This window comes from Peribacillus sp. GL_122 (genome assembly GCF_057835005.1).
This window is the reverse complement of the sequence record NZ_CM174415.1, coordinates 1,584,444-1,596,298: the sequence shown is the minus strand read 5'-3', so window position 1 is coordinate 1,596,298 and position 11,855 is coordinate 1,584,444. Positions and strand designations below refer to the sequence as shown.

At 43.1% G+C, this 11,855-nt stretch carries 9 protein-coding genes; all 9 read right to left on the bottom strand.

Annotated elements, in window-relative coordinates; translation table 11 throughout:
- Nucleotides 1-253 precede the first annotated feature (253 nt).
- Nucleotides 254-1,360, bottom strand: coding sequence for a stage V sporulation protein E (gene spoVE, locus AC3ISB_RS07795; RefSeq protein ID WP_245406448.1), 1,107 nt, complete (start codon nucleotides 1,358-1,360; stop codon nucleotides 254-256).
- A 153-nt stretch (nucleotides 1,361-1,513) separates the two neighbouring features.
- Nucleotides 1,514-2,866, bottom strand: a complete 1,353-nt coding sequence (murD, locus tag AC3ISB_RS07790; RefSeq protein ID WP_141992216.1) for a UDP-N-acetylmuramoyl-L-alanine--D-glutamate ligase — start codon at nucleotides 2,864-2,866, stop codon at nucleotides 1,514-1,516.
- Nucleotides 2,867-3,844: a phospho-N-acetylmuramoyl-pentapeptide-transferase gene (mraY, locus tag AC3ISB_RS07785; protein WP_034313901.1), complete on the bottom strand. Its 978-nt coding sequence runs from the start codon at nucleotides 3,842-3,844 to the stop codon at nucleotides 2,867-2,869.
- 88 nt (nucleotides 3,845-3,932) lie between these two features.
- Nucleotides 3,933-5,405 carry a UDP-N-acetylmuramoyl-L-alanyl-D-glutamate--2,6-diaminopimelate ligase gene (locus AC3ISB_RS07780; RefSeq protein WP_489275969.1) on the bottom strand — a complete coding sequence of 491 codons (1,473 nt, stop codon included), beginning with the start codon at nucleotides 5,403-5,405 and terminating at the stop codon, nucleotides 3,933-3,935.
- Nucleotides 5,406-5,563: 158 nt separating this feature from the next.
- Nucleotides 5,564-7,486, bottom strand: coding sequence for a stage V sporulation protein D (locus AC3ISB_RS07775; RefSeq protein ID WP_098371086.1), 1,923 nt, complete (start codon nucleotides 7,484-7,486; stop codon nucleotides 5,564-5,566).
- Nucleotides 7,487-7,598: 112 nt separating this feature from the next.
- The gene (locus AC3ISB_RS07770; protein ID WP_489275967.1) at nucleotides 7,599-9,755 is read right to left on the bottom strand and encodes a penicillin-binding protein; all 2,157 of its coding nucleotides are present in this window, start codon (nucleotides 9,753-9,755) and stop codon (nucleotides 7,599-7,601) included.
- Between the two features lie 2 nt (nucleotides 9,756-9,757).
- Nucleotides 9,758-10,114, bottom strand: a complete 357-nt coding sequence (ftsL, locus tag AC3ISB_RS07765; protein WP_076366682.1) for a cell division protein FtsL — start codon at nucleotides 10,112-10,114, stop codon at nucleotides 9,758-9,760.
- Between the two features lie 33 nt (nucleotides 10,115-10,147).
- Nucleotides 10,148-11,080, bottom strand: a complete 933-nt coding sequence (gene rsmH / locus AC3ISB_RS07760; protein WP_034313911.1) for a 16S rRNA (cytosine(1402)-N(4))-methyltransferase RsmH — start codon at nucleotides 11,078-11,080, stop codon at nucleotides 10,148-10,150.
- A gap of 52 nt (nucleotides 11,081-11,132) precedes the next feature.
- Nucleotides 11,133-11,564 (bottom strand): division/cell wall cluster transcriptional repressor MraZ, encoded by a 432-nt coding sequence (mraZ, locus tag AC3ISB_RS07755; RefSeq protein WP_034313914.1) that lies wholly within the window; start codon nucleotides 11,562-11,564, stop codon nucleotides 11,133-11,135.
- Nucleotides 11,565-11,855 lie beyond the last annotated feature (291 nt).

The window sequence follows — 11,855 nt, the reverse complement described above, 5'->3', positions numbered from 1 at the left end:
AAAATGAACAGAAGCAAGCCCCAGTACGGCCTAACCCTCTTATACTATAGTCTAAACAAAGACGTATTGCCAATATTTATTGTGGATTCCTCAACATTCATACATGGTAATATTTAAGCGGCATTTCATTTATTTCTAAATTTCGGCAAGGCACCATCCAAAATCGTTTTCCTGCAAGGGTTTTCAACATAAAAAAAGGAAGCCTGCGTTTAACAGAACTTCCCTTTTGCCAAACCATATATTTCACTTATTTTCAGAACCTTGAATAACGGCTAATATTCAGGAGCACCCCAATCGCCATCAACATGAGCGTCAGTGATGAACCACCATAACTTAAGAGGGGCAAGGTGATACCCGTAACTGGCATCAAACCCGTTACCACACCTATATTGATCATCACTTGAATGGCGACCATTGCAATGATTCCCACCGCTACAAGGCTCCCATATAAATCAGGGGCACCAAGTGCAATCCGAATGCCCCGCCAAAGCATAAGCGCAAATAATAAAATGACAAGAGAACCCCCGATGAAGCCAAGCTCCTCGGAAAGTATGGCAAAGATAAAATCAGTCTGCGGTTCTGGTAAATAGAAAAACTTTTGGCGGCTTTGCCCGAGTCCCAATCCGAACAATCCCCCTGGTCCGATTGCATAAAACGATTGAATCATTTGAAATCCACTGCCCAAAGGGTCCTCCCAAGGATCCAGAAAAGACGTGATCCTTTTTATCCGGTAGGGCGCTGACAAAATCAGTCCGATAAAACCTGCTACCCCGATTAGCCCCAAGCCAACAAAGTGACTGATTTTTGCCCCGGATATAAAAATCATAACGATGCACGTTCCAACCATCACCGTTCCCGTTCCAAGGTCCGGCTGTAACATGATCAATCCAAATGCCAAAAACACTAAACCCAAGGATGGAAGCATCCCTTTTTTAAAGGAGGTGATCAGCTTTTGCCGTTCTGATAAAAACTTAGCTAAAAAAGCGATCATCGCCAGCTTCATGAACTCAGAGGGCTGCACCGAAAAGGCACCCACACCAATCCAGCTCCTCGAACCATTTCTCGCCATCCCTATACCTGGTACAAGCACAGCCAGTAACATAATGAAACAAATGATGATAAGGATCTTGGCCCATGTCCGCCACGTCCAGTAATCCACATTCATGATGAAAAACATGGCTATGACACCAACGCAGGCAAACAGCAACTGCCTTTTAGCAAAATAAAACGAATCATCAAATTTATATGTTGCCCAAATGGCACTCGCGCTGTAAACCATGATTAATCCAACAGTCAAAAGACTTAAGGTGACGATAATGAGAATGAGATCAGGATTCGATTTTTTTAATGGCACGGACATCCACCTCTAGGAAGTTTTTCGAGCCTGCGAATATAAACATCAATGCTGATTGCTTGTCAGCACTTTAGTCAAAAAAAAAGCGATAACGGCTCATTATCGCTTTTTTCCATGGTGTCAACGTAGAAGCAAGTTCACTTCTCTCTGCGAAAGCTCTTACTTAAGTTTATGCACGGCCTCCATAAACATGTCTCCTCTTTGCTCAAAAGTTTTATATTGATCCCAGCTTGCACAAGCAGGGGAGAGAAGAATGCAGTCGCCTTCATCTGATAATTCAAATGCAGCCGGCACGGCCTTTTCTACATTATCGACACGTTTTATATTCGCTATTCCTAATTCTTTGGCTACCCGTTCAATTTTTTCTGCCGTTTCACCAAAAGTTATCACGGCTTTGACATTTTTCATCGCCGGTTTCAGCTCATCAAATTCATTTCCGCGATCCAAACCGCCCGCCAATAAGATGACAGGTTCCGTAAAGGAAGTTAGCGCTTTGGATGCTGCAAGAATGTTCGTCGCTTTCGAATCATTATAAAATTTACGGTTATCGATCGTTGCCACAAACTGCAGACGGTGCTCCACACCATAAAATGTTTTGAGTACAGTCTGTATGGCTTCGTTAGCTACACCCTTCAGTTTGGCCGCTGAGATGGCAGCGAGCACATTTTCCAAATTATGCTTCCCAGGAAGGGCTATCTCTGAAACTTCAATGATTTTTTCTCCTCGGAAACTGACGGCACCATCTTCCACATAGGCTCCATTCTCATGTTTCACTTCAGCTGAAAAAGGAACAAGTTCAGCCTTGGTCTTTTTCGCCATGGACAAAACAAGATCTTGATCTGCATTATAAATCATGAAATCTGAGTCTATTTGATTTTTCGTAATGGCAGCTTTTGCTTCGACATATTCCTGTTTTGAACTGTGATAATCCAAATGTGCATCATACAAATTTGTCACGATTGAGATTTCAGGGCGAAATTCGTCTATTCCCATTAGCTGAAACGATGATAATTCAATGACAATCGAGTCATCGGGTTTTGCATTTTCAGCAACACCAGAAGCCACTGTCCCGATATTACCGGCAACCAGCGGGGATTTTTCACCGGTCTTCAACATTTCGTATATCAATGTTGTCGTGGTCGTTTTCCCATTTGTACCAGTGATCCCTATGAAAGGTGCTTCACTTATCTGATAGGCCAGTTCAACTTCCGTGATAACAGGGATCCCTTTTTCCAATGCCCCTTTTACGATAGGGTTCCGATAAGGGATTCCCGGATTTTTCACGATCAGCTCGAAACCCTCATCAAGAAGCTCGATCGGATGACTGCCGCAGATGACTTTGATTCCCTGTTCAAGAAGTCCTTGAGCCTCAGGATTTTCCGATAATGGCTTCATGTCATTAACCGTCACGAAAGCACCTAATTTATGTAGAAGCGAAGCTGCAATCACTCCGCTTTTTGCCAAACCCAATACTAATATCTTTTTCTCTGAATACTTTGCAGTCTCTTTCAATTATATCCACACCTCTAAATAGATTCCAAGTACCGCACACAGCAGCCCCACTGTCCAGAAAGTCACGACGACGCGCCATTCCGACCAGCCGGAAAGCTCATAATGGTGGTGAAGCGGACTCATTTTAAAAATACGTTTACCAGTCGTTTTAAAAGATCCTACCTGCAGGATGACCGAGAGCGTCTCAATCACGAAGACTCCGCCAATGATTACCAGTAGGATTTCAAGCTTCGTTAACAAGGCGATGGTTGCGATTGCTCCCCCAAGGGCCAAGGAACCCGTATCCCCCATGAAAACCTTTGCTGGATGTGCATTGAATACCAAGAACCCGAGTACTGCACCGACAACCGCCACCGAAAAAATAGCGACATCATATTGTGACTGACTCCAGGCCAAAATGGCAAAAGCACCAAAGGCAATGGCTGATGTTCCTGAGACAAGTCCATCAAGCCCATCCGTCAAATTGACGGCATTCGAAAAACCTACCAGCCAGAAAATAACGATAAACAGATAAAACCAGCCAAAATCAAAAGCAAAGTCAGTACCTGGAATCGTCAATTCAGGATTAAAACGGTCTGTCTGCTTAAAGACGAAGTAAAAGATGACAGAAATCACAATTTGTCCAAGCAGTTTTTGCTTGGAAGTCAATCCTAGGTTTCGCTTCATGACCACTTTGATGAAATCATCCAGGAAACCTAATAAACCAAAACCTAAAGTAACGAATAATAATAAATACGTTTCGGTTGAAGGTGCCGAAAATTTCAAAGTCATGACTAGTGTAGCGATGGTGACAGATAATAAAATGACCAAACCGCCCATGGTGGGTGTTCCAGTTTTCTTCAGATGCGATTGTGGGCCTTCTTCCCTAATACTTTGCCCGAATTTCAATCTTCTTAAAAACGGGATGAAAATCGGCGAAAGAAGAACGGTTACTAAAAACGCCACCAAAATCGTATAAAAAATCACTTGTTCCAACATTCCTTACTCCCTCATTCCTAACACAATTCAAATATAAAATTCTGCTTGATGTCTTTTCTTATTTGTTGCATGGCAATTTCAGCTTTGTTCAAACTGAACCCAAACGACTTTGAATCGCCTTTTCCGCTTCTTCACGGTCATCGAAGTGAAGCACTTCGTCACCGACCAATTGATAGGTTTCATGACCTTTTCCGGCTATTAATATAACGTCGCCCTCTTCCGCCTTGGAAACAGCGTAAGCAATCGCCTGCCTGCGGTCTTCAATAACCGTATATTCTTTGCCTGCTACACCAGCTTCCATATCCCGGAGGATCTGGGCAGCATCTTCACTGCGCGGATTATCCGAAGTGAAGATCGGGTCAGTCGCCAAACTGCATGCTATTTCGGCCATGATGGGACGCTTTGTCTTGTCTCGGTCCCCGCCGCAGCCCACTATCACGAAAATTTTCTTTCTAGCAAACTCACCAACAGTCTTTAGAACATTTTCTAAACTATCCGGAGTATGGGCATAGTCAACAATGACAGGGAAGTCCTGATTCGCTGTAATGAGCTCAAAACGGCCTGCAACACCTTTTATATCCTCTATGGATCTAATTGTCTCATCTAGATCGTTACCGGCGCACAAAGCAGCTGAGATTGCAGAGAGCACATTATAAACACTGAATTTACCAATTAGCTTCAGCTGAATGTAACGCTCTTCTTTACCTGCTGTCAAGGTGAACGATGTGCCATTAGCATCAATTTGTATATCCTTGGCCCTGATATCTGCTTCTTTGTCTATGCCGTATGTTACAACTGTAGCAGCAGTCGCTTTAATGAAATCAGCTGTTGCCTCATCATCAGCATTAAGCACAGCATATTTAGGACGATTTTCTATGTAAGCATTGCCTAGCTGTGAGAAAAATAAGGATTTTGCCTGCCTGTATCTGTCCATGGTTTTATGAAAATCCAAATGATCCTGTGTGAGATTCGTAAAGACGGCAATATCATAATCACAGCCATGGACGCGTCCAAGCTCAAGTGCATGTGATGAAACTTCCATAATGGCAGTGGTAACGGATGCTTCGGCCATTTCATGAAAAGCCTTCTGCAGCGTAACGCTATCTGGCGTCGTATTCTTAGTTTCATATACCGTATCGGCAATTTTTGTATACATCGTGCCAATCAAGCCTGTTTTTTCTTGTCGATCCTCGAAAACCTTTTCCAATAAGTGACTGGTCGTCGTCTTTCCATTTGTACCTGTAATTCCGATCAAGCGCATCTTCTGAGTCGGATGGCCATAGAATGCATCGGCAAGCACCGCCATCGCCCTGCTCGAATCCCTGACTACGATCACGGGAACATCGAGGTCAAGCGGCCTTTCGGCAATGACTGCTGCAGCTCCATGTTCTACAGCAAGTCGGGCAAAATCATGACCATCGACTGTATAACCTTTTATACAAACAAATAAACTTCCGTCTATGACTTTACGGTTATCATTTTCAATGGAGGTGATTTCAGGATTTTCTCCTTCATACGTAAATAAGGAGTGTAAATAAGATAGTAATTTGTGAAGCTTCATTTTTCCATCCCTCTCAACTTAATTTGAGGATTCATTATATGTGATTAGCCTTGGCTTGTCGAGAAACCAATTTCAATTATACGGGGTTATCCCGACTCCGTAAACAAAGCGGCTGATGATTCTTCAGCCGCTTTAACTATTCATATATTATATTATACTTATTCTGTATTTTCGCCAAGATAAATTCTTATTGTGGAGCCTTGTTTTACTTTAACACCTGGATCCGGGGCTTGATTTATGACTTTATCCCCATTTCCGGCAATATCCAGCTTAAGGTCGATCAGCTGGGTTTGCAACTCTTTTTTGCTTAGACCCACAACGTCAGGTACCTCGACCATGACAGGATCCGTCCAGACCGTTTCCTTCTCAATCTGGTTTTTCCTTGGCTTGACGCCCATGGCCCTAAGTGAATCCTCCATGATATTCCCAACGATTGGTGCGGCAACGACCCCGCCGAACTGTACCGTTCCTTTCGGATTATCCACAGCGATATAAACGACGATTTGCGGATCATCCGCTGGTGCGACCCCAATGAATGAGAGAATATAATTATTTTCAAGGTATCTGCCATTTTCAGCTTTTTGGGCTGTACCCGTTTTCCCGCCGACTCGGTACGACTCCACGAATGCTCCTTTACCGCTACCTTGGGCGACAACGGATTCAAGTGCTTCACGGACTTTCTTCGAGGTTGCTTCTGAAATCACTTTTTTCTTCGCCTGTGGGGTCTTTCGCATCAGCACTTCCCCATTTTTTGGATTCACAAGTTCCTTCGCGATATAAGGTGTATACAAAGTTCCGCCATTCACAGCCGCCGATACCGCTGTCACCTGCTGAATGGGCGTTACGGCTACACCTTGTCCAAACGCTGTCGTTGCCTGCTCAACCGGACCCACTTGATCCATGTTGAACATGATTCCTTTTCCTTCTCCTGTTAAATCAATCCCCGTCTTTTGCCCAAACCCAAAATCATTTATATATTTAAACAGCTTGTCTTTACCAAGCCGGTTCCCTAATTCTACAAAACCAGGGTTACATGAGTTCTCGACGACTTCAAGAAAAGTTTGGTCCCCATGTCCTCCGCTTTTCCAGCAATGCAGTGTAGACCCTGACACTTCCACATGTCCGGAATCATAAAAATGTTCCTTTTGTAAGTCGACCTTCCCTTCCTCAAGCGCCGCAGCAAGCGTGATGATTTTAAAAGTCGAACCTGGTTCATATATACTCCAAACTGGTAAATTACGATTATACACTTCTGAAGGTACATTTTGAAAATTGGCCGGGTCGAAGGTTGGCCTGCTTGACATTGCCAATATTTCCCCTGTATTCGGGTCCATTGCAATGGCAATTAGACCATCGGGATCATATGTCGCCTCCGCATTATCGAGCTCCCTCTCCACAATTGTCTGGATTTTGCTATCGATGGTTAGCTTCAAGTTATCACCATCAACAGGGGGCTTATAGTCATCGGCCATATTCTCAAGCCTTTTCCCTTTCGCATCGGAGTAAAATTTAACGAATCCTTTTTCTCCGCTTAGTTCCTTATCATATGACAATTCAATACCCATCAACCCTTGATTGTCAGAGCCTGTAAAGCCAAGAACATGCGAAAGGTATTCACCAAATGGGTAATGGCGCTTTGAATCTTCAGCTATATAAACGCCCTTTATCCCTAATGCTTTTATTTCCTTCGCCTTTTCATGAGATATCTTTCTGCCTTCCGGAATTCTGACGCTCATCGCCTGTTTCGTTAACCATTGATAAGCCTTTTCCTTTGTCATATCCAATATTGAAGCAAGCTGTTCCGCCGTCTCCCCAGGATTCTCAATCTGTCTTGGGATGACATAGACTGTTGGAGCAGATATATTCGTTGCCAGCTCAACACCATTCCGATCGAGAATTTCTCCTCGTTTGGCTTCAAAAGGAATATTCCTGCTCCAGGAATCTTTAGCCAGCCCCGTCAACTTATCCCCTAGATAAAACTGTACAATTCCCAATCGGATATCAATGATAAAAAAAACAACGATACCGATCGCCAATGCGATTGCCAGCCGTTTTCGGACAGTAACATTCGAAACACGCAAAAACAGGCACCTCCATTTCATACATGCTTCAATATATGCTTGTCTACTCGATGCTAGACTAGAAACTTTGTAAGAATTAAAGAGGGGATCCATTTGGATCCCCTCTTTATCTTCACTCTGTTGTCTCTTTTGTCGGTATATCTTCACCAGCCCCTTCAGGCTGGGATAATTCAATATCGAAGGTCTCTCCTTCCTTCACTTTTTTCCCGGCCTCAAGACTTTGTTTACTCACATATCCAGTACCTTCAGTTTTTAGCTCCAGTTTTGCAACCTTAGCCAATTTCATAACATCGCGCAGGGACCATCCCTTCATGTCAGGAACTTTCATTTCTCCTTCCGTCCTCAGGATTATCCTTTCACCCTGTAAAAGTATACTCCCCGCTTTTGGGGATTGATCGAGCACTTTACGCCCACTGCCGATCGTACTTACATCATAGCCAAGTTCCTTCAGTTCTTTTACAGCTGAACTTTCGGTTTGATTCGTATAGTCAACGATTTTATTTGCTTTTTGTTTTTTAACCTCAGAAGGCTTTATGTTTAGATATTGCAGGCTATTTTGCATGACAGGATTAAATATCTCTGACAATGGATCAGCCCCAACATAAGATACACCTAACTTCGGCTGCTTGACCGCCACATACATGACCAACTGCGGATCATCTTTTGGAGCCATACCTAAAAAGGAGAATACATAGTTATTTTTCCCTTCTAAATATCTACCTGTCGGACCAGGAATTTGTGCAGTACCGGTTTTCCCCGCTACTTCATACCCATCAATGGCATATTTTTTCCCTGTTCCTTTTTTCGCGGAAATTACCGTTTCCAAATAATCACGTACTTGTTTTGCAGTTTCTGCCGAAATCGGTTGCCCTGTCACTTTTGGCTTTGTCGTTTTCAAAATTTTTCCGGTATCTTGATCGGAAATGCTTTTTATCACGTACGGCTGCATCATTTTTCCGTCATTGGCTATTGCGGATGCAGCTTGGATTTGTTGAATCGGTGTAACGGTCGAACCCTGTCCAAAGGAAGTAGTAACTTTTTCAAGCTTATACTTGTATTGAATTTTTCCAGTTATCTCGTTCGGCAGGTCAATTCCCGTTTTTTTATCAAATCCGAACTTAGTCAAATACTCACGGAAAGTATCCTCTCCTATCTTATCCATTGCAAGAGTGGCAAAAGCGACGTTGGAGGAACGTTGAACCCCTTCAAGAAATGTCATGCTCTTCCCTCTTTCGATTCCGCTATGATCTCCGATTTTCCCCGATCCGGCTTTGTAGGTTCCAGCGACAAAGCTTTCATTCGGATTAAAGACCCCTTCCTCAACAGCCGCGGCAAGGGTGAATGTTTTCATGGTTGATCCCGGTTCGAAGCTTTCTTCAATAGCCAGGTTACGCCAAGTATCCGTAAGCCCGACTTTCGTTGTCGGGTGGAAGGTAGGCCTTTGCCCCATCGCCACAATTTCCCCCGTTTTTGGATTGGAGACAATCGCTATGATTTGCTCGGGATCGTATTTTTCCTGCACTTTGCTCATCGAATCTTCCAGGAACGTTTGTATTTTCTTGTCGATCGTAAGCATGACATCATTGCCATTATCCGGGGCAACCACCTTTTCCTTCGTATCCGGTAAAAGAAAGCCCCATGAGTCACTGTCATATGTCAGCTCCCCGTTCGTTTCCTGTAGTTCTTTATTGAGGTACTTTTCAATGCCGAACTTACCAGCCATTTCTTCCGTTTCTTCATCCTTTTCTACATAGCCAATCAGATGGGAGGCGAAAATTCCATTAGGATAAAAACGTTTATTCGTACTTCCGAATGTAATTCCCGGCAGTTCCATTTTTTCTATTTTCTGCTTGACGACCTGAGTCAAATCCTTGCCCGCACTGCCAAACTCCACCTGGTATGCCTTTTTTTTCGTAAGTCTTTCATAAATGTCCTGTTCATCCATGTCGATATATTTAGCTAGCTTACTAGCGGTCATCTCCGGATCCTTGACATGCTCCGGCTCCTTTTCACTGAGTACAGCCCTTAAGATATAGGAGGGAGTATCCTCAGCGATGACTTCACCTTTAGTATCGAGTATGCTTCCCCTTTTGGCTTCTAGGACCTGTTTTTTTTCATATTTCTTGTCGATTTTCGAAGCCAGTACCTCCCCGCCTGCTGTACCTGTCACCTGAATATACAAAAAGCGGCAGACTAATACAAAAAAGAGCAGGCCGAATAAGAAGAATAATCCGGCTGCCCCATGCTTCATATTTTTTTGTTTCTGCATTATCACTGCACACCCTTCACATTATTCTCATTTAACTTGAAGCCTAGCGCTGCAGCTTTTTTCCAAATTCTTTCGTATGTACTAAGTTCAGCAACCTGTACTTTCAAATCTTCATTCACTTTACCCTGTTTTTCAATCGACGTTTCCACTAGCTGGATTTCTTTATTCGTTTCATAGATGGCCGCTTGATTAGAGACTATTTTCACTCCCATAAAGGTAACCATGATAGCAAGGGCACATAGTAAGAAAACTTCACCAATGGATATCTTCGCTTTACGGATGACCACTGTTTGATGCGTCTGTTGCTGCTGTTGGTCTTCATATTGCTGTTCTTGTATTTTTTTGGCTATGGAACTCATTCATGTTCCCCCTCTACTGATTTTTTTCTGTGATTATTGCTTTTCGGCGATTCTTAACTTAGCCGACCGGGAACGATTATTCCCTTCCAATTCTTCTTCAGAAGGTAAAATCGGTTTTCTCGTAATTATTTTCATAGTTGGTTTGAATTCATCCGGGATAACTGGAAGTCCAGGCGGAAGGTCCGGCATGCTACTGGCTTTTTTAAATACCGTTTTACAAATTCTATCTTCTAATGAATGGAATGTAATGACAGATATTCTTCCTTCTTTATCCAAAAGCGATATGGCTTGCTCCAAGGAATCTTCAAAGACACCAAGTTCGTCATTCACAGCGATTCTTATTGCTTGGAACACTCGTTTCGCAGGGTGTCCGCCTTTACGTCTTGCCGGGGCCGGTATTCCATCCTTAATTAACTCCACAAGCTCGAATGTCGTTTCAATCGGTTTTATTTCACGTGCCGCTTCAATTTTCCTGGCAATTTGTTTCGAAAACTTTTCTTCGCCATATTGGAAGAAAATTCTCAGCAAATCATGGAATGACCAAGTATTCACGACATCATAGGCAGAAATGGCAGCACTTTGGTCCATCCTCATATCCAAAGGTGCATCATGGTTATAGCTGAAACCACGCTCTGGTGTATCCAATTGTGGGGATGACACACCTAAATCATAAAGGATCCCGTCCACTTTCTCGATTCCCCGGGCATTCAACTCTTCTTTTAAGTATTTAAAATTATTAGGAACAAGAACAATACGTTCGCCATAGCTTTCCAATTTTTCCTTAGCATTCCGAATCGCCGTTTCGTCCTGATCAAAAGCATAAAGCCTACCCTTGTCAGAGAGCTGTGAAAGTAAGTATTCGCTGTGACCGGCTCCTCCTAAAGTACAATCCACATAAATTCCATCAGGTTTGATGTTCAATCCATCAACCGTCTCTTTTAATAACACTGTTGTATGTTGAAACATGCTAGACATCCTTCCAATCGGTTATTGAGTGACCCTATTTCTGGGGGCAGCCTTAAATATCAAAGCCAATCATATTTTCTGCTATCTCAGCGAAAGAATCCTCAGAAGCTGAAAAATAGTTTTCCCAAAGGGATTTGCTCCAAATCTCAATACGATTGGTAACACCAAGAATTACACATTCTTTTTCCAATTGGCCATATGAAGTAAGCGGCGTGGGGATATTAATTCGCCCTTGTTTATCAATTTCGCACTCTGTAGCTGCAGAAAAGAAAAAACGGGTAAAGGCTCGGGCATCTTTTTTTGTTAAAGGTAGGGCTTTCAGCTTTTCTTCAAGCAGCTTCCACTCTTCCATAGGGTAACCAAATAAACATTGATCGAGTCCGCGGGTAAGGACAAATTGCTCCCCGAGATTTTCCCTGAATTTCACTGGGACAATCAAACGGCCCTTTATATCGATGTTATGATGGTACTCTCCCATGAACATACCCACAACCCCCACATTCTAATCTCAATGTACCACATTCCCCCACCTTTCTCCACTTGTTTTTACTTTCTCCTTCTAAGTAAAAATTCCCTTCTTTTCTACTTAAGTTTATTTAGCCAAATTATTCACAGAAACGTGCAATTCCCTCGAATGGACTCAGACTAAGACGCAGTCCCACCATTACTGTCGAAGCACTACCTGACAATAGCCCAGAAAGCAGAAAAAAAAGACAGGCTTTAGCACCTGTCTTTTTTACACTTTTTAATCCCTCCGGCAGGATTGGTTTGTGGC